General features: G+C 69.3%; 22 protein-coding genes. 13 read left to right on the top strand and 9 right to left on the bottom strand.

Annotated elements, in window-relative coordinates:
- Positions 1-65: 65 nt before the first annotated feature.
- The 3 genes from GH664_RS11990 to GH664_RS11980 all read right to left on the bottom strand — a co-directional run bounded on the left by GH664_RS11990 (position 66) and on the right by GH664_RS11980 (position 4,166).
- Positions 66-536, bottom strand: a complete 471-nt coding sequence (locus tag GH664_RS11990; protein ID WP_153168306.1) for a hypothetical protein — start codon at positions 534-536, stop codon at positions 66-68.
- A 267-nt stretch (positions 537-803) separates the two neighbouring features.
- A complete protein-coding gene (locus GH664_RS11985; RefSeq protein WP_153168305.1) occupies positions 804-3,212 on the bottom strand; it encodes a heavy metal translocating P-type ATPase in 2,409 nt (802 codons plus the stop codon).
- A gap of 384 nt (positions 3,213-3,596) precedes the next feature.
- Positions 3,597-4,166 carry a hypothetical protein gene (locus tag GH664_RS11980; RefSeq protein ID WP_153168304.1) on the bottom strand — a complete coding sequence of 190 codons (570 nt, stop codon included), beginning with the start codon at positions 4,164-4,166 and terminating at the stop codon, positions 3,597-3,599.
- Positions 4,167-4,512: 346 nt separating this feature from the next.
- Here GH664_RS11980 and GH664_RS11975 point away from each other — a divergent pair, with 346 nt between their 5' ends.
- From GH664_RS11975 to GH664_RS11965, 3 genes are read left to right on the top strand one after another with little or no spacing between them, the layout of a single operon-like run.
- Positions 4,513-5,196, top strand: coding sequence for a heavy metal response regulator transcription factor (locus GH664_RS11975; RefSeq protein WP_153168303.1), 684 nt, complete (start codon positions 4,513-4,515; stop codon positions 5,194-5,196).
- Positions 5,193-6,626, top strand: a complete 1,434-nt coding sequence (locus GH664_RS11970; RefSeq protein ID WP_153168302.1) for a heavy metal sensor histidine kinase — start codon at positions 5,193-5,195, stop codon at positions 6,624-6,626. Before GH664_RS11975 ends, GH664_RS11970 begins: the two co-directional genes overlap by 4 nt.
- A 35-nt stretch (positions 6,627-6,661) precedes the next feature.
- A complete protein-coding gene (locus tag GH664_RS11965) occupies positions 6,662-7,141 on the top strand; it encodes a DUF411 domain-containing protein (protein ID WP_153168301.1) in 480 nt (159 codons plus the stop codon).
- 19 nt (positions 7,142-7,160) lie between these two features.
- Here GH664_RS11965 and GH664_RS11960 read toward each other — a convergent pair whose 3' ends face one another.
- A complete protein-coding gene (locus tag GH664_RS11960) occupies positions 7,161-8,000 on the bottom strand; it encodes a cation transporter (RefSeq protein ID WP_153168300.1) in 840 nt (279 codons plus the stop codon).
- A 128-nt stretch (positions 8,001-8,128) separates the two neighbouring features.
- On the opposite strand from GH664_RS11960, the gene GH664_RS11955 reads away from it, so the two are divergent.
- The 6 genes from GH664_RS11955 to GH664_RS11930 all read left to right on the top strand — a co-directional run bounded on the left by GH664_RS11955 (position 8,129) and on the right by GH664_RS11930 (position 12,562).
- Positions 8,129-8,470, top strand: coding sequence for a hypothetical protein (locus GH664_RS11955; protein ID WP_153168299.1), 342 nt, complete (start codon positions 8,129-8,131; stop codon positions 8,468-8,470).
- Complete coding sequence (locus GH664_RS11950) at positions 8,467-9,312, top strand: DUF3025 domain-containing protein (protein ID WP_153168298.1); 846 nt, start codon at positions 8,467-8,469, stop codon at positions 9,310-9,312. The genes GH664_RS11955 and GH664_RS11950 overlap by 4 nt, the downstream gene beginning before the upstream one ends.
- A 64-nt stretch (positions 9,313-9,376) precedes the next feature.
- Positions 9,377-10,138: a hypothetical protein gene (locus GH664_RS11945; protein ID WP_256219469.1), complete on the top strand. Its 762-nt coding sequence runs from the start codon at positions 9,377-9,379 to the stop codon at positions 10,136-10,138.
- A 146-nt stretch (positions 10,139-10,284) separates the two neighbouring features.
- Entirely contained in the window at positions 10,285-11,523 is a 1,239-nt protein-coding gene (locus GH664_RS11940) for a benzoate/H(+) symporter BenE family transporter (protein ID WP_153168296.1), read from the top strand.
- 11 nt (positions 11,524-11,534) lie between these two features.
- Positions 11,535-12,239, top strand: a complete 705-nt coding sequence (locus GH664_RS11935) for an AzlC family ABC transporter permease (RefSeq protein WP_153168295.1) — start codon at positions 11,535-11,537, stop codon at positions 12,237-12,239.
- A complete protein-coding gene (locus tag GH664_RS11930; RefSeq protein ID WP_153168294.1) occupies positions 12,236-12,562 on the top strand; it encodes an AzlD domain-containing protein in 327 nt (108 codons plus the stop codon). Before GH664_RS11935 ends, GH664_RS11930 begins: the two co-directional genes overlap by 4 nt.
- Before the next feature lie 39 nt (positions 12,563-12,601).
- On the opposite strand, the gene GH664_RS11925 is transcribed toward GH664_RS11930, so the two are convergent.
- Positions 12,602-12,862 (bottom strand): ferrous iron transport protein A, encoded by a 261-nt coding sequence (locus tag GH664_RS11925; RefSeq protein ID WP_308445452.1) that lies wholly within the window; start codon positions 12,860-12,862, stop codon positions 12,602-12,604.
- A gap of 8 nt (positions 12,863-12,870) precedes the next feature.
- Positions 12,871-14,829 (bottom strand): ferrous iron transport protein B, encoded by a 1,959-nt coding sequence (gene feoB / locus GH664_RS11920; RefSeq protein WP_153168292.1) that lies wholly within the window; start codon positions 14,827-14,829, stop codon positions 12,871-12,873.
- 292 nt (positions 14,830-15,121) lie between these two features.
- Here feoB and GH664_RS11915 point away from each other — a divergent pair, with 292 nt between their 5' ends.
- Genes GH664_RS11915 through GH664_RS11900 form a run of 4 tightly spaced genes read left to right on the top strand, consistent with a single transcriptional unit; the run spans position 15,122 to position 20,876 of the window.
- Positions 15,122-16,180 (top strand): efflux RND transporter periplasmic adaptor subunit, encoded by a 1,059-nt coding sequence (locus GH664_RS11915; protein ID WP_194270396.1) that lies wholly within the window; start codon positions 15,122-15,124, stop codon positions 16,178-16,180.
- Between the two features lie 2 nt (positions 16,181-16,182).
- On the top strand, positions 16,183-19,263 hold the full coding sequence (locus GH664_RS11910) for an efflux RND transporter permease subunit (protein ID WP_153168290.1): 3,081 nt from the start codon (positions 16,183-16,185) through the stop codon (positions 19,261-19,263).
- 3 nt (positions 19,264-19,266) lie between these two features.
- Positions 19,267-19,578, top strand: coding sequence for a DUF3240 family protein (locus GH664_RS11905; protein WP_153168289.1), 312 nt, complete (start codon positions 19,267-19,269; stop codon positions 19,576-19,578).
- Positions 19,575-20,876, top strand: a complete 1,302-nt coding sequence (locus GH664_RS11900; protein WP_153168288.1) for a TolC family protein — start codon at positions 19,575-19,577, stop codon at positions 20,874-20,876. Before GH664_RS11905 ends, GH664_RS11900 begins: the two co-directional genes overlap by 4 nt.
- Positions 20,877-20,969: 93 nt before the next feature.
- On the opposite strand, the gene GH664_RS11895 is transcribed toward GH664_RS11900, so the two are convergent.
- From GH664_RS11895 to GH664_RS11885, 3 genes are all read right to left on the bottom strand, one after another.
- The gene (locus tag GH664_RS11895) at positions 20,970-21,653 is read right to left on the bottom strand and encodes a Fe2+-dependent dioxygenase (protein ID WP_153168287.1); all 684 of its coding nucleotides are present in this window, start codon (positions 21,651-21,653) and stop codon (positions 20,970-20,972) included.
- Between the two features lie 207 nt (positions 21,654-21,860).
- Positions 21,861-24,089, bottom strand: coding sequence for a TonB-dependent siderophore receptor (locus GH664_RS11890; RefSeq protein ID WP_228111485.1), 2,229 nt, complete (start codon positions 24,087-24,089; stop codon positions 21,861-21,863).
- A gap of 170 nt (positions 24,090-24,259) precedes the next feature.
- Positions 24,260-25,726 (bottom strand): efflux transporter outer membrane subunit, encoded by a 1,467-nt coding sequence (locus tag GH664_RS11885; RefSeq protein ID WP_153168286.1) that lies wholly within the window; start codon positions 25,724-25,726, stop codon positions 24,260-24,262.
- Between the last annotated feature and the right edge of the window lie 78 nt (positions 25,727-25,804).

Raw genomic sequence — 25,804 nt, 5'->3', positions numbered from 1 at the left:
ATCCGTTTTTTGTTCTTTATCGGGCGCAGAGGGCGGGCGTTCCGCCCCCGCCTTCGCCGCAGCCGCTACTTCGTCGCCGGCGGGGAAGCCGGGGCCGGCGCCTTCATCATCCGCTGCATCATGTCGAGGTGCTGCTGCATCATCTTCATGTGCTCCTGCATCAGCGTCGGGTCCATCATCATCATGCCGCCTGCTGCGCCCGGCCCGGTCCCGGGGCCGCGGCCACCTTGCATCGGTATGCCCATCGGACCACCCATCGGACCGCCCATCGGACAGGGCTGCGTCACCGCTTGCGAGGCGGTTTCCAAGGCCTTGATCTGTTCTTCCATCAGCGCCATGCGGCGTTCGGGGTCGGTCGCTTCGCGGATCGCCTTCATGCGCACCTGCAGCGCCGGGACACTGGCGGCTGGCGCCCATTCCTGAGTCTGGCGCATGGCACCCGCGCCGGTGCCCTGAGCAGCAACCGGCCCGGCGAGCAGGGCAAGAGATATTGCAAGCACCGGCATCAAACCGGGTGCGGAAAGCTGGCGTTTCATGATCGACCTCCGTGGGGATGAACGGGATGCGACGACGGGCGCGACGGATACCTCCGCCGCGTTGCCATCTTGATTCCTCCATGCCGTCGGCAGGCTGACCCTTCGATTACATCTTTGTAATGCTGATTCGAGCCGATCTCCGGGCGCGCAATGGGTAAGCCCGGTGGCCCAGTCATTGGAAAAATCCTGCCGGTGAGATTGCCGAACGGACCTGCACGCGGTTGTCGAGTCCGAGTTCCATGACCAAAGCTCCCAGCGATGTCGCGCCTATACCTCCGCCCGGCGCAGCCGCAATGCATTGCCGACGACCGACGCCGAACTGAAGCTCATCGCCAGCGCGGCGATCATCGGTGACAGCAGCAGACCAAAGACCGGATACAGCACACCGGCCGCGATCGGTACGCCCAGTGCGTTGTAGAGCAGGGCGAAAAGGAGGTTCTGGTGCATGTTGCGCACCGTGGCGACGGATATGTTGCGCGCGGTGGCGATACCGCGCAGGTCGCCTTTCACCAGCGTCAGGTGTGCGCTGTTCATCGCGACGTCGGTGCCGGTGCCCATCGCGATGCCGACGTGGGCGCGGGCGAGCGCCGGGGCGTCGTTGATGCCGTCGCCCGCCATTGCGACGACGCAGCCCTCGCCCTGCAGCTTCGCGACCAGGTCGTTCTTGTCCGCCGGCTTGACCTCGCCGAAGACTTCGTCGATGCCCAGTCGGGCGCCGACTGCGCGCGCGGTGGTAAGGCCGTCGCCGGTCGCCATGATGATGCGCAGCCCGCTATCGCGCAGCGCCTGCAGCGCGGCCGGCGTGGTGGCCTTGACCGGGTCGGCGACCGCGAGCAAGCCCGCCGCCTGGCCATCGACGGCGAGGTACATCACGCTGGCGCCTTCCAGGCGCAGGGCTTCGGCGCGTTCTGCGAGCGCTTGCCACGCGACCTGTTCGTCTTCCATCAGCGCGGTATTGCCGAGGACGACCCGTCGGCCGTCGACGGTGCCGCGCACGCCGATCCCGGAAGACGATTCGAAGCTTTCCGCCGTGCTCAGCGCCAGGGAGCGCAGCTTCGCCTCAGCGACGATGGCGTGGGCGAGCGGATGCTCGCTGCCCTGGTCGAGACTGGCAGCGATGCGCAACACGTCGGCCTCGCTCCAGCCGTTTGCCGCGGCAACGCCGTGGAACGCGGGCCGGCCCTCGGTGAGGGTGCCGGTCTTGTCCACAATCAGCGTATCGACCTTGCGCAGCGATTCGATCGCGGCGGCGTCGCGGAACAGCACGCCGTGCGTGGCTGCCTTGCCGGTGGCGACCATCACCGACATCGGCGTCGCCAAGCCGAGCGCGCACGGGCAGGCGATGATCAGCACCGCCACCGCATTGATCAGGCCGTAGGCCCAGCTCGGTTGCGGGCCGAACAAGCCCCACACCAGCAGCGTGGTCACCGCGATCGTCACCACGCCGATCACGAACCAGCCGGCGACGACGTCGGCCAGGCGCTGCATCGGCGCCCGCGAGCGCTGCGCCTGCGCGACCATCTGCACGATCTGCGACAGTACCGTCTGCGCGCCGATCTTCTCTGCCAACATCACCAGCGCGCCGCTGGTGTTGAGCGTGGCGCCGATCAGCTTGTCGCCGGGGCGCTTCGTCACCGGCATCGGTTCGCCGGTGAGCATGGATTCATCAACCGCGCTTTCGCCTTCGACCACCGCGCCGTCGACCGGCACCTTCTCGCCGGGCCGCACCCGCAGGCGGTCGCCGGGATGCACATGGGCGAGTGGGATATCCTCCTCGCCGCCGTCGGCGCGGATGCGGCGCGCGGTTTTCGGCGCCAGGCCGAGCAGGGCCTTGATTGCGGCGCCGGTCTCGGAGCGCGCCTTCAGCTCCATGACTTGACCGAGCAGGGTCAGCGAGATGATCACCGCCGCCGCTTCGAAATAGACCGCGACATGTGCCCCCATGCGGAACGAGGGCGGAAACAGGTCGGGTGCCGCCGTGGCGATGAGGCTATACACATAGGCGGAGCCGGTGCCGATGCCGATCAGCGTCCACATGTTGGGGCTGCGATTGCGGATCGACTGCACGCAGCGCACGAAGAAGGGCCAGCCCGACCACAGCACCACCGGCGTCGCAAGCGCCAGCTCAACCCAGGGGCGACCGGCGCCGAGCAGGCGGTCGAACAGACCGCCGGACATCGCGATCAGCGTGACCAGCACGGTGAGCGGCAAGGTCCACCAGAATCGTTGGCGGAAATCGGCCAGCTCCGGGTTCTCTCCCTCTTCGCCCCCTTCGCCCCCCGGCATCACCGGCTCCAGCGCCATGCCGCATTTGGGGCAGGTGCCGGGGCCGATCTGGCGGATTTCCGGGTGCATCGGGCAGGTGTATTCTGTGCCCGACGTTTCGGCACTCTTCGATGCAGCAGGCACCGCTGCTGCCGGTTGCAGATACTTCGCGGGTTCGGCCTCGAACTTCTGCAGGCAGTTCGCGCTGCAGAAGCGATAGGTATGGCCGGCGTGCACTGCCCGCCACGACGAGTCCTGCTTGACCGTCATGCCGCATACCGGATCCTTGTCGGGTTCCGCCGCGGCGGCAGGCGCAGCGCCATGACCGCCGCCGTCGTGGCCGCCTTCATGACCGGAGGGGGCACCGCGCGCATGGCGGTGGTCTGCGTGCGAGTCGTGATGTGTGCTCATGAACGGTCTCCGCAAGGGCGCGAATGGTGTCCCGCAGCCGGCGGCGGTGCGGAGCAGCACGGCGAAACCGGCGCCGCCCTGTGTGCCCGCTCGTTCTCGCGGCACCACGCGCGCAATGACGCGCACACTGAAAGCAACCAGTTCTTCAATTCGGCCTCCCGCGCGCAGACGGCCTCGCAATACCACGGCCTCGGTTTGAAGCCTACGCCTTGGAGGCTGTCGAGGAGCTGACCCGCAGATTACATTTCCGTCACCGCCGCGAAGCTCCGCCCGCAGGTAGGGGCAGCGAGCGGGGAAACGACCAGCTCTCTCGCACCGATGTGCTCGAACGGATCGCGCTCCGCAGCCCGAGTCGGCGGGCGGTGACACCCGCGACAAAGCCTGCTAGACGGCAAGGCGCGAGAGTTCTTCCGCAAGGGTTGTCTCGTTGAAGCGCTTGTGCGCCTTGAGGCCGGCAAGCAAGCGGGCGACCTTCTTGGGCAGAGCCTCCCCGAACATCGCGTTTGCCGCATCCGGCAACTCGACAAGGCAGTCTTCCCGAAAGTCCGCGTTGGGTGCATCGGGTTCGCCGGGGTCGCAATCGACGAAGACGATCGCGCCGTTCGATTTGCGCACGAAGGCGTTGGTCAGCGACGAGAAATCACCCACTCCGTATCCCGCCGCGTGGACGGTCGCCACCGCGCGGGCGAGTTTCAGGAAGTCCTTGGCCGTCGGCCGCTTGAGCGCGGACAGCGGCACACCGTCGATGAACTCGAAGACCAGGAACCAGCAGCCATTGTCATCGTCGAGAAACCACTGACCGTAGTGATGGTAGATGGGAACGTGCTGGGTCCATCGAAGTTGCTCGTAGTACCACGCGGTGTGGATCAGATGACGAATCGAATCGAGCTCATCCGTTCGGAACAATTTCAGCGCGCGCACGGCATCGGTCGGGACTTCGACGACCTTGTACACTTCGCCCTCCCACCCGCGACCCACATTCTCGAGCACACGGTAGGGGCCGATGCGTTCACCGTCCTCGATGCCAAAAGATCGTACTTTTCCCACGTATGCGACTCCTTCCTGCGGCATGAGGATCAGGGTTTCAATTCGAGACCGGCATCGCGGCAATGCGCTTCATGTCGTGCGTGCTGTCGCCGTGTCGATGCTACGACGATCAAGTTGGAATGCGAAATTCGCGCGGCAACCCAGACCCCAAACTGACGTCGCGATTACATCTTTGTAATCCTGCGGCCGGGCCTCGCGGTGCAAGGCACAATTCACCCCGCAAGCTGCCTGCACGAACCGACACGAGACCGCGGTGAAGATCCTGATCGTCGAAGACGAGCCCAAGACGGGCGACTACCTGCGCCAGGGCCTGAGCGAGGCCGGCTTCGTCGTCGACCTGGTGCGCGACGGGCTGGACGGCCTGCATCTGGCGCTGACCGGCGACTACGACCTCGTCGTGCTGGACGTGATGCTGCCCTCGCTGGACGGCTGGGGCGTGCTGCAGACGGTGCGCCGCGGCGGGCACGACATGCCGGTGCTGTTCCTGACCGCGCGCGACCAGGTGGAGGACCGTGTGCGCGGGCTGGAGCTGGGCGCCGACGACTACCTGGTGAAGCCGTTCGCCTTTTCCGAGCTGCTGGCGCGGGTGCGCACGCTGCTGCGCCGTGGCAAGGCGCGCGAGCCCGAGGTGCTGCGCGCGGCCGACCTGGAGCTCGACCTGCTGCGCCGGCGGGTGACGCGCGGCGGCGTCCGCATCGACCTCACCGCCAAGGAGTTCGCCTTGCTCGAGCTGCTGCTGCGCCGCCAGGGCGAAGTGCTGCCGCGCTCGCTGATCGCCTCGCAGGTGTGGGACATGAATTTCGACAGCGACACCAACGTCATCGAAGTCGCGGTGCGGCGGCTGCGCGCCAAGATGGACGAGCCGTTCGAGCCGAAGCTGATCCGCACCGTGCGTGGCATGGGCTACGTGCTCGACGTGGCGGAGCCGTCGGCGTGAGGCTGTCGCTCACCGCGCGCCTGGCGCTGCTGTTCGCCGCAGCCACTGCCGGCCTGCTGGTGGTGGTTGCGGTGGTGCTCGGACAGGCGGCCGAGTCGCACTTCCTCGAGCTCGACGAACACGAGCTGTGGGGCAAGATGACGCTGATCGCCAATTTGCTGCAGCGCGTCGATTCGCCCGCGGCGCTGGAGGCGCTGCCGCAGCGGCTGGACGACGCGCTGGTCGGCCACGACGCGGTCGCGGTGCTGATCCGCAATGCCGAGGGGGCCGTGATCTACGCCTTTCATCCGCAGGCTTTCGCACCCGCGCAGGCCGGCGGTGTGCCGCTGTCGGCCACCGGCGCGGCGTGGTGGATAGGCGGGCAGCAGTATCTTGGCCATGAATCGCAGTTTGTCCTGCCGCTACCGGCGGACGCCGCCGACGGGCACCGCGAACTGCGCGTGCTGCTTGCGATCGACGTGTCGCACCACCAGCATTTTCTCGATTCGGTGCGCAAGCGCTTGTGGCTCGGCATCGCCTTAGCGGCGGTGGCGGCAGCGCTGCTCGGCTGGTTCGCCGCGCACCGCGGCCTGGCGCCGCTGCGCCGCGTCACCGCGACCGCGCGCGGCCTGTCGGCCGACCACCTCGACCAGCGTCTGGACGGGCGCGATGCGCCGGCCGAGGTGCGCGAGCTGGTGGACGCCTTCAACGGCATGCTCAACCGCCTGCAGTCGTCTTTCCGGCGGCTGACGGATTTCTCCGCCGACATCGCCCACGAGCTGCGCACGCCGATCTCCAACCTGATGACGCAGACCGCAGTGGCGCTGTCGCAGGCACGCAGCGCCGACGAATACCGCGAGGTGCTCGGCTCCAACCTGGAAGAGTACGAACGCATCGCGCGCATGGTGGGCGACATGCTGTTCCTCGCCCAGGCCGAGAACGGCCGCCTCCCGCTGCCGGTCGAAACCGTCACGCTGGCCGACGAGGCGCGCGCGCTGGCCGAGTTCTACGAGGCGCTGGCGGAGGAGGGCGGGGTGCGCATCGAAGTGCATGCGGCGGAGGGGGGCGTCGCGGTGAGCGGCGACCGCCTGATGCTGCGTCGGGCGCTTTCCAACCTGCTGTCGAATGCGCTGCGCCACACGCCATCGGGCGGCATGGTCGCCATCGACATCGGGCGCGAGGGAGACGAAGCGCTGATCGCGGTGTCCAATCCCGGCGAGCCGATCCCCGGCGAGGAGCTGACGCGTATCTTCGAGCGATTCCATCGCGCGGGCGCCGGTCGCCGCGACCGCGGCGAAGGGGCCGGGCTGGGGCTGGCGATCACCCGCTCCATCGTCGAGGCGCATGGCGGGCGGGTGACGGCAAGCTCGGACGCCGGAGCGACGCGCTTCACCCTGAGCCTGCCGCTACATGGCCCGCGCCAGGCGCAGGCGGCCGCCGACCAGAAGTGACCGACCTGCATTGACCATTTTGTGGAGATAAGCGCATGAAACCTCGATTCCCCCGTCGCCTCGCGCTCGAGCGCACGCCGCGGCACCTGCTCGCCGGGCTGTTCCTCGCCGCCGTCCTGGGCATGCCGCCGGCCTTCGCCGCAGGCGAGGACGTCACCATGTACAAGGATCCGAACTGCGGCTGCTGCGGCAAATGGGCCGAGCACATGCGCGCCAGCGGCTTCCGGGTGAAGGAAGTGGCCACGCCGCAGATGGCCGCGGTCAAGCACGCGGCCGGCGTGCCGCAGGCGCTGGGCTCCTGCCACACCGCCAAGGTCGGCGGCTACGTGATCGAGGGCCATGTGCCGGCCGCCGACGTGAAGCGCTTGCTGGCGGAAAAGCCGGCGGTGGCGGGGTTGCCGGCACCGGGCATGCCGCAGGGCTCGCCCGGCATGGAGGGCCCGTTCCCGGCCGAACGCTACGATGTCGTCAGCTTTGATCGCGAGGGCCGCACCGCGGTGTTCGCGCAGCACTGAGCGGAGGCGCCACTGCGCTTCAGCGCATGCGCAGGATGCGGATGGCGCCGGCGAGCACCACCAGCGCGATGAGGGTGCCGATGATCCAGTCCGGCCACGGGCTGGCCGTCAGGCTCACCAGTACGCCGGCGGCGATCACGCCGAGGTTGGCGATGACGTCGTTGGCCGAGAAGATGTAGCTCGCGCGCATGTGGGCGCCGCCGTCACGATGGCGCGCCAGCATCAACAGGCAGGCGACGTTGGCCGCCAGCGCCAGCAGCGAGATGCCGATCATCGCCGGGGCCTCGGGCAGGCTGCCGGCGGCCATGCGGCGCACCACTTCCGACAGCGCGCCCAGCGCCAGCAGCAATTCGAGCATGCCCGCCAGCCGCGCGGCGCCCAGCTTGTGTGCGGCGGAACGCCCCACCGCGAACAGCGCCACGCCGTACACCGCGGCGTCGGCGAACATGTCGAGCGCATCGGCGATGAGTCCGGTCGAGCGCGCCCACCAGCCGGCGACGATCTCCACCACGAACATCGCCGCGTTGATCGCCAGCAGCCACCACAGCACGCGCGTCTGCGCAGCGTCGTCGGTCGTGGCAGCCGCCGGCGCTGCGTCGGCAGGCAAGGGGCCGGTCTCGACCAGCTCGGCGCCGAAGCCCAGCGGCAGCAGCGGCGTGAGGATGGCGGTGGCCTCGCCCTCATGGTCGACCGTCAGGCGCCGTCCCGGCAGGTCGAAATCCAGCGCCGTGACTGGCGCGTCGGCCAGCCGCAGGCGGATCATCTGTTCCTCGGACGGGCAGTCCATGCCGGGAATGCGGAACACCGAGCGCGACAGCGGACGGTCGGAAGCCTGGGCGGAATTGGCGGGCGAGTGCATGGTCCACGCAGCGGGAACGGGATGAGCGCGAGTGTACGCCAGGCGGCAGGCCGGGATGCGAAGGCCATCGCGCCGCGGCAAGGACGAAGCGGGAAGTCGATATGCAACAGCAACATGCAGGAGCAGTCATGAAAGCGCATCGATGGAGCAGAAGGCCGGCGTTCGCCCTCGCCGCCGCATTAATGCTGTGCTTCACCGCGCCGGTCGTCGCACAGCCGCGCGACACCGTCACCGGCGACCGCGGCGGCGACATGGCGGTCGACCTGGTGGTGGTGCGGCCGCTGGGCATCGTCGCCACCGTGATCGGCACGGCGGGCTTCGTGCTGGCGCTGCCCTTCACCCTGCCCAGCGGCAGCACCGAGGACACCGCGCGCGAATGGATTGCCGCGCCGTTCGAATACACCTTCAACCGTCCGCTGGGCGACTTCGACCGCTGCGGCGCCGACCGCCATCCCTGCGGACGGCGATGAGCGGAGTGAGCGCCTCGCCAGGGCCGGCGGCCTACGCCGGGCGCCCGCTGTTCGAACCGATCTCCCGGTTGCTGGCGGCCTGCGCCGGTGCGGGGCTGCCTGACTCCGCCCGGCTCACCGCCCTGCTGCGCAGCGTCGCGCCCCCAGCGGTGAGCGGCGCGGGGCAGCCGATCCGCTTCGTCGCGCCCGAGGGCGAAGTGGATGGCTATGAGGCGCATATCCACGCCACCGGCGAAGTGCCGACCCGGCCGGACGACTGGCACGACTTCTTCAATGCGCTCGCCTGGTGCGTGTGGCCACGCACCAAGGCGGCGTGCAACACGCTGCACATCGAGGAACTGCGTGCCCGCGAGGCGGCCGGTCTGCCCGGGCGCGGGCGCCGCCGCGATGCGCTGACGCAGTTCGACGAATGCGGCCTGGTGGTCGTGTCCGCCGACGCGGAGATCCCGGCGCTGCTCGCGGCGCACGAGTGGGAAGAGGTGTTCTGGCGCCGCCGCGAGGCCGTGCTGCGCAGCTCCCGCTTCCTCGTCGTCGGCCACGCCACCTGGGATCAACTGCGCGCGCCCTTCTTCGGCCTGTGCGCGAAGGTCATCTATCGCGTGGTCGAGCCGGCCTGGCTGGCGCTCGACGCGGCCGAGCGTCAGGCGGAGACCGACTGCTGGCTCGCCGACCATCTGCGCGGGCCGGCAGGCATCGCCGCGCCGCGCGACCTGTCGCCGTTGCCGCTGCTGGGCATCCCCGGGGTGACGCCGGACAGCGAACAGGCCGAGTACTACCGCGACACGCGCCAGTTTCGTCCGCGCCGCGTAGCCGGTGCGGCGCAGGCGTCCTCCATCGACTAGTCTGAAAGCCGGGCCTCGGCGCGCGTGGATCGGCGGCGAGGAGAGGGGAGGGGCGCGCGGGCGCATGACCGGGTGGAAGGAGGCGAAGATGCGCATCAGGGCGATTGTGGGAGCCACGCTTGCCTGCCTGTGCGGGGCGGCGCTGGCGGCGAGCGGGGAGTGGCTGTCGCTGGGCAGCAAGCATTGGTCGCCAAGCGTCTTCTCCAAGTCGGGCATCGGCACGCAGAACGCACGCGCCGAAGCGCGCGTGACGCGCGAGGAAATCCAGGGCTGGTGCGAAAACTGGGCGCCGGGCGACCGCGGCTGCGTGCAGCGCGAGCTGTCCTCACCGGAAGCGAAGGCCACCTATCGTGCGTCGGCTGACTGCACCCGCGGCCGCATCACCGCCGTCGACGGCGAGACCTACACCCTCGCCGGGCGCTGGGACAACAGCGACATCGGTGGCGGCCGCACGCGCTGGCGCGACCGCAATGGCCGCATCGTCGGTCGCGACAACGCCAGCGGCGGTCTCGGCATCGCCCAGCAGTGGGAGGTGCTGTGTCCCGAGGGGCGCGGCACGGCGCGCAGCGCGCCGACAGTGCAGGCGCCCATGGCGCAGCCACCGGCGCTGCGCGCGCCGCACCCGGCGGTGGCGATGGCGCACAGCTTCGCGGTGGGCGAGGTCGTCTATGCGCGTTCGGGTCCGGCCTGGGTGCGCGGCCGGGTGACCCACCTCAGCCAGCTCGCCGGGCCGCGCGGGCCCGAGATCGCCTATGGCGTGACGCTGGACAGCGGCGAGCGCGGCGTGCTGCCGCCGCACATGCTGCGCAAGGCGCCGCGCCGGTAAGTCGGCGCCTGCAGAGGCGCCAGCGCAGCACCCGGATTGTTTTGTTGGTCAAAACAGTGATGCGTCGATCTGGTTGTTTATCATCGACGGGCAAATAACGATAATTTGCGGCAATGCACCATGCCCAAGGAATCGAGACCAAACCCATGCTCGCCCAACTCGAACGTCCCAGCCTGCAGGCGCCACGCCTGCGCCAGATCTTTTCCGACTACGGCCTGACCTATTTCGCCAACGGCCTGATCGCCTTCATCTTCTCGGCCACAGGGCCGCTCGCCATCATCCTGTCGGTGGGCACGCGCGGCGGCCTGTCGCAGGCGGAACTGGCCTCCTGGGTATTCGGCGTGTTCTTCGTCAATGGCCTCGTCACCATCGCCATGAGCTGGCGCTACAAATCGCCGCTGGGCTTCGCGTGGACCATTCCCGGCACCGTGCTGGTCGGGCCGGCGCTGCAGCATCTGAGCTTCGCCGAGGTGATCGGCGCGTTCTACGCCACCAGCCTGCTGGTGCTGGTGATGGGCGCCAGCGGCTGGGTGAAGCGGCTGATGTCCGCGCTGCCCATGCCGATCGTGATGGGCATGGTGGCCGGCGTGTTCCTGCGCTTCGGCCTCGACCTGGTGCGTTCGCTGCACAGCAACGTCGCCGTCGCCGCGCCCATGGTGATCGCCTTCCTCGCGCTGTCGGCGAGCCCGGCGCTGGGCAAGCGCATGCCGCCGCTGATCGGGTCGCTCCTGGTCGGCGCGCTGGCGGTGGGCCTGCTCGGTCAGCTCGACACCAGCGCGCTGGGCAGCTTCGCCTTTGCCGCGCCGGTGGTGCAGGCGCCGGTGTGGTCGGTGGGGGCGCTGGTCGAGCTCGTGGTGCCGCTCGCCATCACCGTGCTGGTGGTGCAGAACGGGCAGGGCGTCGCCGTGCTGAAGGGCGCCAAGCATGAGCCGCCGGTCAATGCCATCGCGGTGGCCTGCGGCATCGGTGCCTTCTTCAGCGCCGCCGTCGGCGCGGTCAGCACCTGCCTGACCGGCCCGAGCAACGCGCTGCTGACGTCCTCGGGCAAGCTCGAGCGGCAGTACACCGCGGCGCTGACCTTCGGCGCGTTCGGCGTGCTGTTCGGCCTGATGGCGCCGACCTTCACCGGCCTGATGCTGGCCACGCCCAAGGAATTCATCATGGCGCTCGGCGGCCTGGCCATGCTGCGCGTGCTGCAGGGCTCGTTCATCGGTTCGTTCGGCAGCGGCAAGTTCACGCTGGGCGCGCTGGTGAGCCTGCTCGTCACCGTCACCGACATCGGCATCTTCAACATCGGCGCCGCATTCTGGGGTCTGGTCGCCGGCTTCGTCGTGTCGTGGCTGATGGAGAAGGCCGACTTCGTCGCGCTGGCGAACAAGGGCTGAACTTTCTGTCGATGGATTCCGCTTTCCGCAGCGGTGCCCGCGAGGGCATGCGCGCCTTCCTGCCGATCTCGGTCGGCCTCGTCCCGTGGGCGATCGTGACCGGCATCGCGATGCGCTCGATCGGCCTCTCCGAGCTCGAGTCCATGGGCATGAGCCTGCTGGTGTTCGCCGCCACCGCACAGCTCGGCACGCTGCCGCTGATCGCCTCAGGCGCGCCGCTGTGGCTGATCTTCCTCACCGGGCTGGTGCTGAACCTGCGCTTCGTGATCTTCAGCGCGGCGATCGCGCCGGCCTTCCACGACCACTCGCTGGCGCGCCGGCTGGCGAGCAGCTACCTGCTGACCGACGGCGTGTTCGCAGCGGTGTCCGAGAAGTTGCGCTCGTCCGATGACCCGCAGTGGCGCTGGGGCTGCTACCTGGTGCCGTCGCTGTATGGCTGGGCGCTGTGGCAGGTGTGTGCGCTGGTGGGCGTGCTCGGTGCCGGCGCGGTGCCGCAGGACTGGTCGCTGGAGTTCATGGCCACGATCGCGCTGATGATCATGCTGGTGCCCATGGTGAGGACGCGGCCGATGCTGCTCGCCGCGCTGGTGGGCGGGCTCGGCACCGTGTTGCTGCGCGGCATGCCGCTGCGGCTGGGGCTGTTCGTGGCGATCGCGCTCGGCATCGCAGCGGGCTTCGCCGCCGAACACTGGCAGGAACGGAGGGCGGCGCGATGATCGAAGGCGTTTGGCTGTGGATCACCTTCGTCGCGCTGGCGCTGACGACGGTGATCACCCGCGGCAGCTTCATCCTGATCGGCGAGAAGGGCCGTCTGCCGCCGACGGTGCAGCGCGCGCTGCGCTATGCGCCGGCCTCGGCGCTGGCGGCGTTGATCGTGCCCGACCTGCTGCTGGACCACGGCCATTTCCAGGCCTTCAACCCGAAGCTGGTGGCGGGGGCGGTGATCGTCGCCATCGCGCTGCGCACGCGCAACCCCTGGCTGCCCTTCATTCTCGGCATGGGCGTGCTGATCGCCTTGCGCAAAGGGCTGGGCTGGTAGCAGGCGGGCTGAAGCGCGTGCCGCGCGGCGGCAGGCGCTTCAGCCCGCCTCCACCCAGATGTGGCGCGCGACCACGTGCTCGAGCGCGATCTCGACGTGGTCGCACAGGATCACCGTCATCGGCTGCTGCTGCAGCACGCGCACCGGGTGAGTGGTCGACAGGCCGTAGGCGTGCAGTTGCTCGCGCTGCAGCGGGTCGATGTCGTCGCCGAATTCGGCGATGTGGACCAGACGACCGACCGGCGTGCCGGTGAGGCGGATGCGCTCGTGCGCGGGGCGGGCTGGGGTGGGCGTCATCATCGGCGTCCTCAGGCGAAGAAGCGCAGGATGTGGTTGAGCACCCCGCCGACGAGGAAGGCGGTGGGCACGATCATCGCGACCATGGTCGCGGCGGTGCGCAGGCCCTGTTCCTTGATGATCATCATCAGGCTGGCGACGCAGGGGATGAACAGGGTGATCGTCACCATGCCCACCACTACCTGGGTGGCGTCGAGCTGGCCCTGCAGCGCGAACAGGCCGGTGGCGCCGAAGTCGCGGCGCAGGAAGCCCATCACGAAGGCGGCGCTGGCTTCCGGCGGCAGGCCCAGCCAGCCGGTGACCAGCGGCTCGCCGGCCTTGATGATCCACGGCAGCGCGCCGCTCCGGTCGAGCAGGAACATGATCAGCGTGCCGAGCAGGAACAGCGGGATCACCTCGATCAGGTACCACTTCAGCCGGCCGCCGGTCTTCTTCAGCACGTTGCCCAGCACCGGCATGCGCATCGGCGGCAGCTCGGTGACGAGCGGGATGCGGCGGCCCTTCACCACCTTGCCGGCGAGCCAGCCGGTGAACAGCAGCACGCCGACCATGCTGGCGGCCCAGATCAGCGTCACCGCGAAGGACTGTCCGCCGAGCATGCCCAGCACCACGCCGAGCTGAGCCGAGCAGGGAATCGCCAGCGCCATCAGGAAGGTGGTGATCAGTCGCTCGCGCTTGCTGTGCAGGATGCGGGTGGTGAGCGTGGCCATGGTCACGCAGCCCAGGCCCAGCACCATCGGCAGCACCGCGCGGCCGTTGAGGCCGATCGCCGCGAACATGCGGTTGGCGATCACCGACAGGCGGGTGAAGTAGCCCGAATCCTCCAGTACGCCGAAGGCGAGGAAGAAGGTGGTGACGATGGGCAGGATCAGCGCCAGCGCGTAGGTCATGCCCATCGTCCACAGGCCGTACTGGCCCACGAACAGGTCGGCGAGCCAGGGAATGCCGACGTGCTGATGCACGAAGCCGGTGACGGCGGGGTTGAGCACTTCGCCGAAGAAGCTCTTTTCCAGCAGCCCGACGAGCGTGCCGGCGCCGAAGTCGCCGACGAAGAGATACACCACGTACAGCACCGCCAGCAGCATCGGCCAGCCCCAGAAGCGATGCACCGCGAGCTGGCCGACGAGCAGCGACAGCGTGCGGTCCTTGCCCGCGGCCTGGCGGGTGACGGTGCGCGCCAGCGCCTCGGCGGCGCCGCCGCGTTCGCGCGCGAGGCGCGCCGGCGGCGATTCGCGGCCGGTGAGGGCGCAGCCTGCCGCCAGCGCCGCCTGCACCGGTGCGGCACCGGCCTGCTCGCCGAGCCAGCGCTCCACTTCGGGGTCGCGGCCCAGCAGCAGGATCGCCAGGCCGCGCGCGGCCAGCCGCGGATGCGGCGCGTGGCGTTCGAGCAGGGCGGCGAGGCTGGCGATGTTCGTCTCCAGGTCGGCGTCGTACTGCAGCAGCGGCGCCGGCGTTTTCGCCCGCGTCAGCGCCTCGGTGAGCGGGGTGACGCCTTCGCCACCGGTGGCGACGGTGGCCACGACCGGCACGCCCAGCGCTTCGGCCAGTGCCGCGGCATCGACGGTGACGCCACGCGCCCTGGCCTCGTCCGCCATGTTGAGCGCCAGCACCATGGGCACGCCCAGCTCGGCGAGCAGCGCGGTGAGGTTCAGCGTGCGGCGCAGGTTCTTGGCGTCGCCCACCTGGATGATGACGCGCATGTCCTCGTGGAGCAGCGCGCGCATGGTGGCGCGCTCGTCGTCGCTGCGCGAAGGCAGCGCCAGCACGCCCGGGGTGTCGAGCAGCGATGCCTCGCGGTCGAAGCGCGGCGTGGCGCGCGCCACTTCCACCGTGGTGCCGGGATAGTTGGAGACGTTGACATAGGTGCCGGTCAGGCGATGGAACAGCACCGATTTCCCCACGTTGGGGTGGCCGACGAGGGCGAGGGTGCGCAGCGCGCGATCGCCGGCGAGTGACGCAGCGTGATTCATGAACGATCCGGATGCGGACGTGCGGAATTTCTCGAGTCTGAAAATGATAATCGATGCTATTCGTTTTTTTTCTGAGCCAGGTCAAATTCTTGGCTGTCCCGGTCGCGAGCGTCCGTGCCAGCGTGGCACATGCCAAATCCATCCCCGCCCGACGCTTTTCATGTTCGTTTAAGGCTGCGGCAATAGAATTGCGGTCTATCGTCATTCAGGGGGTCGTATGCCGCGCTTCATCACATCGCAGGTCCTGCCACGGCGCCACCACGGCTCCCCCTCTGCGCGCCGGGATTGGCCGATGACGAGACGTGCCGGCTGCCTGCTGGCGCTGTTCGCAGCCCTTGGCGTCGTCGCCCCGGGGATTGCGGCCGCCGCGAGCGCGGAAATCCGCGTAGATGAAGTGCAGATGAAGCAGTTGGCCCTGCGCCTGGAGCAGGCGCAGCCGACGGAAGTGGGCAGCCTGCGTGGCCTGCAGGCGCGCGTCATGTCGCGCGCTGCCGACGTGTGGCTGGTGTCGGCGCCGGCGGCGGGAGTGGTGCAGGGCGTGCATGTCGTCTCCGGCGAACGGGTGGACGCGGGCCAGCCGCTGCTGCGTTTTGCCAGCCCGTGGCTGGCCGAGTTGCAGCGCGACACCGAGCAGGCCAATGCGCAACTCGCGCAGGCGCAGGGGCAACGAGCGCGCGACGAGAACCTGTTCCGTGAGGGCATCGTGCCGCAGTCCCGCATCGAGCAGAGCCGTGCCGCCGAGTCGGTGGCGCGTGCCGCGCGCGACGAGAAGGTGCGCCAGGCGAAGATCGCCGGCGTGAGCAAGGGCGGAATGTTCGCCGAACTGTCGGCACCCTTCGCCGGCCGCGTCGGGGAGGTCAGCGTGAGCCCCGGGCAGCGCGTGGAGGCCGGTGCGACGCTGGCGCGGGTGACGCGCGACGGCCCGCTCGCGGTGGAGGTGCTGGTGCCGCGTGCGAGCGTCGGCAGCATCGCGCCGGGCGCGCGCCTGCGCGTCGGTGGGGTGGACGGCAAGGTGGTCGGCGTCGATCCGCAGATGATGGAGGGCACGCAGATGGCCATGGTGCGGGGCACACTGGCTGCGGCGCCCGGACTGCTGCCTGGCCAGGCGGTGGAGGCCGAGATCGACACCACGCTGCGGGGCGTGCGCCTGCCTGCGCGCGCGCTGGTACGCAGCCAGGGACGCACAGTGTGCTTCGTGGCGACCGGCACGCCCGGCAGCTTCGTCGCGCAGCCGGTGCAGGTGCTGTCGGAGGATGCGCGTGAGGCGGTGGTTGCCGGCCTCGCCGCGGATGCGCGCGTGGTGGTCGAAGGTACGGCGGCGCTGAAGTCGATGATGAACGCCGGGGACTGACGATGCTCACCCGCCTGGTTTCCTTCTCGCTCACGCAGCGTCTGTTCGTGCTCGTGCTCACCCTCGGGCTGGTCGGCATGGGCGTGGTCGCCTTCCGCGGCCTGCCCATCGACGCCTTCCCCGACGTCTCCACCACCCAGGTGAAGATCATCATGAAGGCGCCGGGCATGACGCCGGAGGAAGTGGAGACGCGCATCACCACTCCGATCGAGCAGGAGCTGCTGGGCATTCCCAGCCAGCGCATGCTGCGCTCGACCTCCAAGTACGCGCTCGCCGACATCACCATCGATTTCGAGGACAGCACCGACATCTACTGGGCGCGCCAGCAGGTGTCGGAGCGGCTCAACAACGTGTTGAAGGATCTGCCGGCCGGGGTGTCCGGCGGGCTGGCGCCGATCACCACGCCGCTGGGCGAGATGTTCATGTTCACCGTGGAAGGGCCGCTGTCGCTGGAGGAGAAGCGCACGCTGCTCGACTGGACGATACGCCCGGCGCTGCGGACGATTCCCGGCGTCGCCGACGTCAACAGCCTGGGCGGACATGCGCGCACCATCGAGGTGGTGCCCGATGCCACCGCGATGCTGGCGCAGGGCGTATCGCTCGCCGAGCTGGAAGCAGCGCTGGCGGCGAACAACCGCAACGACGGCGCCGGTCGCCTGACCGAGGGCGAGGAGGCGCTGGTGGTGCGCGCCGAAGGCGCGGTGCGCACGCCGCAGGACGTGGCGGCGATCGCGGTGAAGCGCGTCGGTGACGCGGTGCTGCGCGTCGGCGACATCGCCCAGGTGCGCATCGGCAGCCTCACGCGATATGGTGCGGTGACCCGCAGCGGCCAGGGCGAGGCAGTCGAGGGCCTGGTGCTCGGCCTGCGCGGCGCCAATGCGCGCGAGGTGGTCGCCGGCGTCAAGCTGCGGCTGGCCGAGCTCGCGCCCAGCCTGCCGCCGGGCGTGGAGATCGTGCCCTTCTACGATCGCAGCAACCTGGTCGACCGCGCGGTGCACACCGTGTCGAAGGCGCTGGTCGAGGCGGTGGTGCTGGTGCTGGTGCTGCTCTTCCTGTTCCTCGGCAACCTGCGCGCGGCGCTGGTGGTGTCGATGATGCTGCCGCTGGCGGCGCTGGCGACCTTCCTGCTGATGCGCCAGTTCGGCCTCAGTGCCAACCTGATGAGCCTGGGCGGCCTGGCCATCGCCATCGGCATGCTGGTCGACGCCGCGGTGGTGGTGGTGGAGAACGTCGAGACCGAACTCGCCAAGGGCGGGGCGAGCAGCCGCCTGCCGATCCTGCACCGCATCTTCCGCGCCACGCGCGAGGTGGCGGTGCCGGTGGCCTCCGGCGTGCTGGTGATCGTCATCGTGTTCGTGCCGCTGCTGACGCTCGAAGGGCTGGAGGGCAAGCTGTTCCGGCCGGTGGCGCTGACCATCGTGTTCGCCCTGTCGGCTTCGCTGCTGCTGTCGCTGACGGTGATCCCGGTGCTTTGCTCCTACCTGCTCAGCGCCGCGCATGCCGGCGAGCCCTGGCTGGTGCGCTTCCTGGTGCGCCATTACCGCAGGTTGCTCGACCTGGCCTTCGCGGGGCAGAAGACAGTGTTCGTCGCCGCCGGCGTGGCGCTGGTGGCAGCGGTGGTGGCCTTCCCCTTCATCGGCAAGAGCTTCATGCCGACGATGGACGAGGGCGACCTCATCATGCAACTGGAGAAGCTGCCGTCGATCTCCCTCAACCAGACGATCGCGCTCGACACCCGGGTGCAGCAGGCGGTGCTGGCGCGGGTGCCGCAGGTGGCGGCCATCGTTGCGCGCTCCGGCTCGGACGAGCTCGGCCTCGATCCGATGGGGCTGAACCAGACCGATACCTTCCTCGTGCTCAAGCCGCGCGAGACCTGGCCGGTGCCCGACCCGGAATGGCTGAGGGATCAACTGCGCGACGTCATGAAGGAGTTTCCCGGCGTGTCGTACAGCTTCACCCAGCCGATCGACATGCGCGTGTCGGAGATGCTGACCGGTGTGCGTGGCGCGCTGGCCATCAAGATCTACGGCACCGATCTCGCCGCGCTCAACGGCCTGGCGAAGCAGGTCGAGACGGTGGTGCGGCAGGTGCCCGGCGCGCAGGACACCTTCACCCTGCAGAATGACGGCGTGCAGTACTTCCGCGTCGTCATCGACCGGCTGGCCGCCGGCCGTGCCGGGCTGACGGTGGAGGCGGTGCAGGACGACCTGCGCCGCATGCTCGAGGGCCGCAGCGTGGGCACCGTGATCGAGAGCGGCCGGCGCACGCCGCTCGTCATTCGCGGCGGCGGTGCGGTCACCACGCCGCAGGCCTTCGCCGCGCTGCAGCTCACCACGCCCGACGGCAGCCGCATGCCGCTGGCGCAGGTGGCGCATCTGGAGCGCATCGAGGGGCCGGTTAAGATCGACCGCGAGTCGGCGCAGCGCTTCGTCGTCGTGCAGTCCAACGTCAGCGGCCGCGATCTGGTCGGCTTCGTCGCCGAGGCGCAGCGGATGGTGGGCCAGCAGGTGAAGCTGCCCGCCGGCTATCGCATCGCCTGGGGCGGCCAGTTCGAGAACCAGCAGCGCGCCGCGGCCCGCCTCGGGCTGGTGGTGCCGGTGGCGTTGGCGCTGATCTTCTTCCTGCTGTTCTCCACCTTCGGCTCGGTGCGGCAGGCGGCGCTGATCCTGTCCAACATTCCGTTCGCGCTTATCGGCGGGATCCTGGCGCTGGCGGTGACGGGCGAATACCTATCGGTGCCGGCGTCGGTGGGTTTCATCGCGCTGCTCGGCATCGCCGTGCTCAACGGCATCGTCATGGTGTCGACCTTCAACCAGTTGCGCACCGCCGGCATGAGCCGGGTCCAGGTGGTGCGCGAGGGCGCGCTGCGGCGCCTGCGGCCGGTGCTGATGACGGCCAACATCACCGCCTACGGCCTGATCCCGCTGCTGCTGGCGACAGGGCCGGGTTCGGAGATCCAGCGCCCGCTGGCGATCGTGGTCATCGGCGGCCTGCTGAGCTCCACCGCGCTGACGCTGATCCTGCTTCCCCTCATCTACCTGCGCTTCGGCTTTCCGCCCAAGCCGGCCACGCTGGAGGCGTGAACGATGCCTGCTCCCGATACCTGCCTGAACCTGGTGATGCCGAGCGCGCTGGCCGGCGACGTGGTGGACCTGCTGCTGGACCATGCCGAGCTGCAGATCAGCTTCGCCAGCTTTCCGGTGAGCGCGCACGGCGCCGACGTCGCACTTGTCGAGCCGAGCGAGCATGTCAGCGGCCAGGCCAGCCGCATCCAGATCCAGTTGCTGCTGCGCCGCGAGGACGCCGAGACGGTGCTCGGCCACCTCAAGGCGCAGTTGCCCAACCCCATGGTCTTCTACTGGTCAATGCCCATTCTGTCTTCCGGGAGGCTGGGATGACGAACCGCCTCCTCATGCCGTCGCCTCGTCGTGACTCTCTGCGCCCCATGCCGCGCCGCCTGATTGCCCTCGGCCTGCTCGTGCTCGCCTGCCAGCAGGCTTGGGCAGCGCCCGCCGAGCCGCCGGAACTGCCACCGTCCGCCGTCGTGCGCACGCTGCTGGAGAGCGCGCCCGCGGTGGGGGCGGCGCGCCACGAGCTGGACGCGAGCGAGGCGCAGGCGCGGCAACTGCGCGCTGGTCCGCACGAGTGGACGGTGCGCGGCGACCTGCAGCAGCGCACCGTGCGGCCGGAGAACGACCGGCGTTATGGCGAATATGCGGCTGCGCTCGAGCGTGGCGTGCGCATCGGCGGCAAGGCCGACATCGACGATCGCCTCGGCGCCGCAGGCCAGGAAGTGTCGCGCTGGGCGCTGGGCGACGCGCAGCACGAGGCGGCGCGCGAAGTACTTGCGCGATGGTTCGACTGGTTGCGCGCGGAGGACGAAGTCGCTGCCCGAACGCGCCAGCACGCGCTCGCCGCCGAGCTGGCGCGCATCGCCGAGATCCGCCTGCGGCAGGGCGATGCGGCCCGGCTCGACCTCAACCTGGCGCAAGGCGCCGTCGCGCAGGCTGCGGCACAGCTCGCCAGCGCAGAGGCAAGACGGACGGAAGTGGGTGCTGAGCTCGATATCCGCTTTCCGGGGCTGCGGCCGCGCGCGGCGGTGAATCTGTCCGAGCCCGCCGACCCGGCAGGCATCCGCTTCGACACGGAAGCCATGATGTCGCGCAACCACGAGCTGGCGAAGGCCCGCGCGCTGTCGCGGCAGGCGATGCTGACGGCGCAGCGCGCCGATGCGAACCGCATGCCCGATCCGGTGCTCGGCGTGCGCTACGCGAGCGACAAGGGCGGCGACGAGCGTGTGCTCGGCCTCACCGTCGCGATCCCCATCGGCGGTGCGGCGCGTGCGGCGGCCTCCGATTCCAGCCTGGCGATGGCGCGCGCTGCGGCCGCGCAGGAGGCGGCCATCGAGGCGCGGGTGCGTACCGAGGCCGCGCGCGAGCTTGCCGCAGTGCGCAGCGGCTACCAGACCTGGCATCGATTGCGGGCGGCCGCGACCGCCCAGCAGACGGCGACCGACATGCAGGAAAAGGCCTGGAAGCTCGGTGAATCGTCGATCGCCGACCTGCTGCAGGCTAGGCGCACGGCCGACGAGCTGCACCTGGCCGAGCGGCTGGCCCGCATCGACGCCCTGGCCGCGTTTCATCGCTGGCGGCTCGATACCCACGAGCTGTGGGATTTCGACAACGACGAGCATTGATGCCCGATGCGCGGCGCGCCGTCGTGAGCTCGCCGCGCGGTGCGTACGAAACGTCTGCCCGAACGCGCCTGCCGCGCGGGCCCGGCGAGGGCTTCAGATGTCCGCCCACTGCCGCAGCAGGTTGTGATAGGTGCCGGTGAGCCGCACCACCGGGTCGGTGTCGCCGATGTCCTGACGCAGCTTGAGGAGGGCCATGTCCATCTCGTACAGCAGGCGGCGCTGGCCGGGGTCGCGCACCATGCTCTGCATCCACATGAAGCAGGCCACACGCTCGCCGCGCGTGACCGGCAGCACGCGGTGGATGGACGACGACGGATACACCACCATGCTGCCGGCGGCGAGCTTCACGCCGTGGTCGCCGAAAGTGTCCTCGATCATCAGTTCGCCACCGTCGTAGCTGTCCGGGTCGGACAGGAACAGCGTCGCCGACACGTCGGTGCGCACATAGCCGCGCCCGTCGGGCAGCCGGCGCACCGAGCCGTCGACATGGTTGCCGAAGCTGTTGGCCTCGTCGCCGTAGCGGTTGAACAACGGCGGATAGATGTGCAGCGGCAGCGCGGCGGTGAAGAAGGTCGCGCTGCGCGACAGCGCGCCCAGCACCAGTTGGCGCAGCGCCGGCAGGTGCTCGGCTTCTTCGCCCAGTTGCCGGTTGTTCTTCACCTGCGCCGCCTGCATGCCGGCGGTGTTGCCGCCATGCGCCCACGCGGAGCGGGCGAGCAGGTCGCGCGCCAGCGCGAGTTCTTCGGCGGTGAGGACGTCGGGGATGGTGATCAGCATGGGAGGTCCGGTGTCGGTTTTCCGGGGTGCTAGTCCGGCGATGCAATCAGGTGGATGCGTCGAGCCGTCAGGGTAGGAGCGGGCTTGACCGCGACCCGGCGTCGCGAGATCGCGAAATCGCGGTCAAGCCCGCTCCTACGGCGAAATGGCGTAGCGTCTTCGCGCAGCGAATGGAGGAGCGAGACAACTCCCTCGTCCGCAATGCCGTCAGAACCTGTACTCGCCCGTCAGGATCACCGTGCGCCGCGTGCCCGGCACGGTGAAGCCGCCGTTGTCATACACCTGGTCGTAATACACCTTGTCGAACAGGTTCTTCACGTTCAGGCGCGCCACCCACTTCGGCTGCTCGTAGGACAGCATCGCGTCCCAGCGCGCGTAGGCCGGTGCGGTGTTGGGCTTGAAATTGCCATTGACGAAGAGGTTGTCGGCGTTGGCCGTCGACGGCGAGTAGGCGTAGCGCTCGGTCTTCGCCTCCACCCCGCCGCCCACCTTCCAGCCATGGCCCAGCGCGTAGGTGGACCACAGGTTGAAGGTGGCCGCCGGCGTGTTGCGCGGCACCTGGCCCTTCAGGCGCGCGTCGGCCTTCGTCGCCACGCCCGCCGCATTGCGATTCTCCGCCACCTGCAGGATGTCCGCGTCCATCAGCGACAACCCGGCGAAGACCTCCCACTTGGGCGTGATGCGGCCGGCGACTTCGAGCTCGATGCCGTCGGTGCGGCGCTTCCTGGTCAGGATCGCGGCGCTGGATTCGAGGTCGGTGTTGCGCTCCCATTCCTTTTCGGCGCGGTACAGCGCGGCGCGTAGCGCCAGGTCGCCCTCCAGCAGCAGCCACTTGGCGCCCAGCTCGGTGACGTTGCTGCGCTCGGCCGGGTAGGCGTTGCCGGACAACTGGTAGAGGTCGGCCGTCGGGCTGAACGAGTCGCTGTAGCTGAGGTAGTAGTGCGTGTCTGCGCTCGGCTGCCAGGACAGGCCGGTGCGCACGCTGGTCTCGCCGAAGCTCAGCGCTGCGCTGCTGGCAATGCGCGTGTTCTGGTTGTAGAAGTCGTAATCGGCATCGAGCTCGTCGCGCCTCAGGCCGAGGGTGAATTTCCAGTCGGGAACGAATTCGATCGTGTCCTGTGCATACACCGCGATGGTGTCGCCGCTGTATTTGCCCGCCGCCGGGCGGTTGAGGACGCCGCCGGTGTAATGGGCGGACGCGGCGCTGCCCTGGTTCAGCAGCGTCCAGCGTGTGGCGTTTTCCTTCAGGTACTCGACGCCCGCCAGCAGCTCGTGCTTCATGCCGAACAGCTCGGTGCGCATGGTGAGGTCCGACTGCAGCGTGAGGTCTTCGGTTTCGCTGCGGCGCGTCTTGCTCTGGCCGGCGGTCAGGTCGACCGTCGGCGCCCGTGTGTTCGACGGTGCCGCGGCCCAGTAGGCGCGGTTGTAGGTGGCGTAGCGCAACTGCGTGCGCAGTTCGGCCTTGGACGACAGGCGGAGCTGGTGCACCAGCGAGGTGATGTTGGTCTCGGAGTCGTCGAAGGTGTCTCTCGTGCCCCAGAAGTCTTCCGGGTCGAACAGCCGCGACGGGCGCTTGGTCCTGCTGTCGAAGGGCACGCCGTAGTCTGGGTTGTCGGCGGTCTTCAGGTAGTAGTGGTTCAGCGTGATTTCGCTGTCGGTGTACAGGCCGGTGGCCAGGCTCACGCCCACGCCCTCGCGCCGCACCTCGGCTTCGGTGCCGGTGACCGCGTTCTCGCGGATGCTGCCCTCGTCACGCTTCATCAGATTCAGGCGCAGCGCGGTGCTGTCGCCCAACTGCTTGTTGAAGTCGCCGGTGATCTCGCGGTAGTCGTCGGTGCCGATGCTGCCGGTGATCTTGCCGCGGTCGCCGAGCAAAGGCGTCTTGCTCACCTGGTTGATCACGCCGCCGGCCTGGCCACGGCCGAACAGCATCGCCGCCGACCCGCGCAGCACATCGATCTGCTCGAGGTTGAAGGTTTCGCGGTTGTACTGGGCGGTGTCGCGGATGCCGTCCAGGTACATGTCGCCGAAAGTGTAGAAGCCGCGCAGGTTCATGTTGTCGCCCGAGCGGCCGCCTTCGCCGGCGTTGAAGGTCAGGCCGGAGACATTGCGCAACGCCTCGCGCAGCGAGCCGACCTGCTGCTCCTCCATCAGCGTGTTGGTGACGGTGGTCACCGCCTGCGGGATGTCGTGCGGATCCTGCAGCGTCTTGCCGACACGGGTGGTGGTGGCGCGATAGCCGTCCTGCACCGCTTCGCCGGCGGCCTGCACCGTGACGGCGGGCAGTTGCTGGGCTGCGGGCGCGCCAGCGCCGCTGCTCTGCGCCTGCGCGCCGAGCGAGATGCCGGCCAGCATCAGTGCGCCGAGGGGCAGCAGGGGCGTGTTGCGGGAATCGGATTGCGGACGTGCAGCGGCCTGCTGCGCATGATGTTCCATCGGGGCAAGTCTCCGGATTGTCGGGAAGTCGTTGGGGCTGGCTTCCTGACGACCGGGACATGGGAGCCCCGCATCAGGTGGCTGGCTGATCTGGAGGTGAGATTATCATGGTAATGATAACAATTCGCAATACGTTTCTTGATGAAAGGGCTTGTTTTTGCGGCGGGACATCAGCTTTGTCCATTGCCTGGATGGCCTGGATTGCCTGGATGCTCGCCTGAACCGGCTGCCGCCTCCGCCTGCCAGCCGCCGCCCAGCACCTTGTAAAGCGCTACCGCGTCGGCCAGCCGTGCCTGGCGCAGTTGCGCGAGCTGGTCCTGCGCGGTGAACAGGGTGCGCTGTGCGTCGAGCACCGTCAGCAGCTCGTCGGCGCCTTCACGGTAGCGCAGCTCGGCGAGGCGCAGCGAGCGCTGCGCTTCGGCAAGGATCTCGCGCTGGGCCGCCTCCTGTCGTGTGTCGCGGGCGGCGTTGCCGAGCGCGTCCTCGACTTCCTTCAGGGCGGTGAGGATGGCGGACCGGTAGCTCTCGACCAGCTCGCGCTGGCGCGAGCGAGCCACTTCGACCTGCGCCTGTCGCACGCCCGCGTCGAAGATCGTCTGCAGCAGGCCGGCCGAGATCGACAGGCTGTTCGATGGGCTGGCGAGCGACAGCAGCAGCTCGCTCGCCACGCCGCCGGTCACCGACAGGCTGATGCGCGGCAGCAGGGCGGCGCGGGCTGCGGCGATGTCGGCCGACGCGGCGGCGAGCCGGGCTTCGGTGCTGGCGAGGTCGGGGCGGCGCAGCAGCAGCTCGGCCGGCAGCCCGGGGGCGACGGCCGGCACCACGACGTCGGCAAGTGCGACGTCGGTGGTTGGCGCCTGCTGCGGCACGCGGCCGAGCAGGATCGCCAGCGCGCTGCGCGTCTGGCGCTCGCGCACGGCAATTGGTTCGATCGCGGCGCGCTGCGTCAGCACGGTGGTGCGCTGGCGGCTGACGTCCAGCGCCGAGGCGGCGCCGTTACGAAAACGGGCTTCGACGATCTTCAGCACGCGCTCGGCGATAGCGAGGTTTTCCTGCGCGATGGTGAGGCGCTCAGTCGCGGCGAGGCTGTCGAACCAGGTGGTGGCGACGGCAGCGGCCAGGCTCAGGCGCGCGGCGTCGCGATCGTAGCGGGTGGCGGTGAGCGTCGCGGCGGCGCTGTCGGTGCCGGCGGCGAGTCGTCCCCACAGGTCGAGTTCATAGCTTGCCGACAGGCTGAGGCCGGAGCTCTTCGTCTCGCTCACCACGTTGCCCGCGCGATTGCCGCTGTCATTGCGCCGCCAGCCGCTGTCGGCGCCGAGGTCGAGCGTCGGGAACAGCGACGCGCCGGCGATGCGCAGCGCGAGCTCGGCCTGGGTGACGCGTTCGGCCTGGATCCTGAGGTCGGGACTGGCGGCGAGCGCCTCCCGGATCAGTGCCTCGAGGCGAGTGGAGCCGAAGCTCTGCCACCAGGTGTCGGACGGCGTGGCGGCCTCGTCGCTGGTCGTGACTGCTTCCATCCAGGTCGCTGGCAGCGGCACATCGGGCCGCGCCACCGGTTCGGTGATGGCGCAGCCTGCGAGCAGCAGCGCGGCAATGCCGGGCACGAGCCGGCCAGGTAGCGGAATTCCGGGTTTCATCGGGCGGCGGACTGGGGTGGGTGATACGGTTTGCATGGTGTCTTCCGGGGGAGCGGCAGGAGCGGACTCGAGCAAGGC

Source organism: Thauera sp. 2A1 (genome assembly GCF_009469595.2).
Lineage (GTDB): Bacteria > Pseudomonadota > Gammaproteobacteria > Burkholderiales > Rhodocyclaceae > Thauera.
This window is presented reverse-complemented; position numbering and strand designations above follow the sequence as displayed.

Bases quoted from the DNA above. Each gene is read 5' to 3' on its own strand.
- GH664_RS11910 (WP_153168290.1), top strand. From the start codon at position 16,183: ATGCTCACCCGCCTGGTTTCCTTCTCGCTCACGCAGCGTCTGTTCGTG.
- GH664_RS11955 (WP_153168299.1), top strand. From the start codon at position 8,129: ATGAAAGCGCATCGATGGAGCAGAAGGCCGGCGTTCGCCCTCGCCGCC.
- GH664_RS11890 (WP_228111485.1), bottom strand. From the start codon at position 24,089: ATGGAACATCATGCGCAGCAGGCCGCTGCACGTCCGCAATCCGATTCC.
- GH664_RS11925 (WP_308445452.1), bottom strand. From the start codon at position 12,862: ATGATGACGCCCACCCCAGCCCGCCCCGCGCACGAGCGCATCCGCCTC.
- GH664_RS11945 (WP_256219469.1), top strand. From the start codon at position 9,377: ATGACCGGGTGGAAGGAGGCGAAGATGCGCATCAGGGCGATTGTGGGA.
- GH664_RS11940 (WP_153168296.1), top strand. From the start codon at position 10,285: ATGCTCGCCCAACTCGAACGTCCCAGCCTGCAGGCGCCACGCCTGCGC.
- GH664_RS11895 (WP_153168287.1), bottom strand. From the start codon at position 21,653: ATGCTGATCACCATCCCCGACGTCCTCACCGCCGAAGAACTCGCGCTG.
- GH664_RS11965 (WP_153168301.1), top strand. From the start codon at position 6,662: ATGAAACCTCGATTCCCCCGTCGCCTCGCGCTCGAGCGCACGCCGCGG.
- GH664_RS11950 (WP_153168298.1), top strand. From the start codon at position 8,467: ATGAGCGGAGTGAGCGCCTCGCCAGGGCCGGCGGCCTACGCCGGGCGC.
- GH664_RS11930 (WP_153168294.1), top strand. From the start codon at position 12,236: ATGATCGAAGGCGTTTGGCTGTGGATCACCTTCGTCGCGCTGGCGCTG.
- GH664_RS11985 (WP_153168305.1), bottom strand. From the start codon at position 3,212: ATGAGCACACATCACGACTCGCACGCAGACCACCGCCATGCGCGCGGT.
- GH664_RS11885 (WP_153168286.1), bottom strand. From the start codon at position 25,726: ATGAAACCCGGAATTCCGCTACCTGGCCGGCTCGTGCCCGGCATTGCC.
- feoB (WP_153168292.1), bottom strand. From the start codon at position 14,829: ATGAATCACGCTGCGTCACTCGCCGGCGATCGCGCGCTGCGCACCCTC.
- GH664_RS11960 (WP_153168300.1), bottom strand. From the start codon at position 8,000: ATGCACTCGCCCGCCAATTCCGCCCAGGCTTCCGACCGTCCGCTGTCG.
- GH664_RS11935 (WP_153168295.1), top strand. From the start codon at position 11,535: ATGGATTCCGCTTTCCGCAGCGGTGCCCGCGAGGGCATGCGCGCCTTC.
- GH664_RS11990 (WP_153168306.1), bottom strand. From the start codon at position 536: ATGAAACGCCAGCTTTCCGCACCCGGTTTGATGCCGGTGCTTGCAATA.
- GH664_RS11915 (WP_194270396.1), top strand. From the start codon at position 15,122: ATGACGAGACGTGCCGGCTGCCTGCTGGCGCTGTTCGCAGCCCTTGGC.
- GH664_RS11900 (WP_153168288.1), top strand. From the start codon at position 19,575: ATGACGAACCGCCTCCTCATGCCGTCGCCTCGTCGTGACTCTCTGCGC.
- GH664_RS11905 (WP_153168289.1), top strand. From the start codon at position 19,267: ATGCCTGCTCCCGATACCTGCCTGAACCTGGTGATGCCGAGCGCGCTG.